Origin of the sequence: Trinickia sp. Y13, assembly GCF_029522115.1 — a bacterium.
Classification (GTDB): Bacteria; Pseudomonadota; Gammaproteobacteria; order Burkholderiales; family Burkholderiaceae; genus Trinickia.
In genome coordinates this window covers 1-558 of the sequence record NZ_JAKWFK010000058.1, presented here as the reverse complement: position 1 = coordinate 558, position 558 = coordinate 1, and the positions used below count along the sequence as shown (strand labels likewise).

Below are 558 nucleotides of genomic sequence, written 5' to 3'. Positions count from 1 at the left end.
ACACCCCGTCCCTGTGAGGAGCATATTCATGAGCAATAGAGAGATCGTCCTGTGCAACCCGGTCCGCACTGCGATCGGAACCTATGGCGGTTCGGTAAAGGACGTGCCAGCACCCGCCCTCGGGGCGATCGTTATTCGGGAAAGTCTTAGGCGAGCCGGATTGTCCCCCGATAAGGTGCAGTCGCTCGTGATGGGCAATGTGATTCAGGCCGGCGTCAAGATGAACCCGGCCCGCCAGGCCGGCATCGCCGGTGGGTTGCCGGTCGAGGTTCCCGCGCTCACGGTCAACCGTGTCTGCGGCTCGGGTGCGCAGGCGATCGCCAGCGCAGCAACCGAGATCTGGGCTGGGCTGATCGATTGTGCGATCGCAGGCGGCATGGAGAACATGGATCGCGGCCCTTACCTGTTGCCGCAGGGGCGCTGGGGCGCCCGGATGGGCGACGTCACCCTGTTCGATAGCATGCTGATGGACGGACTGAACGACGCGTTCAGCGGCCAGCATTCTGGCTGGCATACCGAGGACCTGGTGACGAAGTACGGCATTTCGCGCGAAGACCA

At 63.4% G+C, this 558-nt stretch carries 1 pseudogene; it reads left to right on the top strand.

Going from position 1 to position 558, the window contains the following annotated elements:
• Positions 1-28: 28 nt before the first annotated feature.
• A pseudogene (locus tag MMB74_RS27365) lies at positions 29-558 on the top strand (acetyl-CoA C-acyltransferase); the annotation flags it as partial.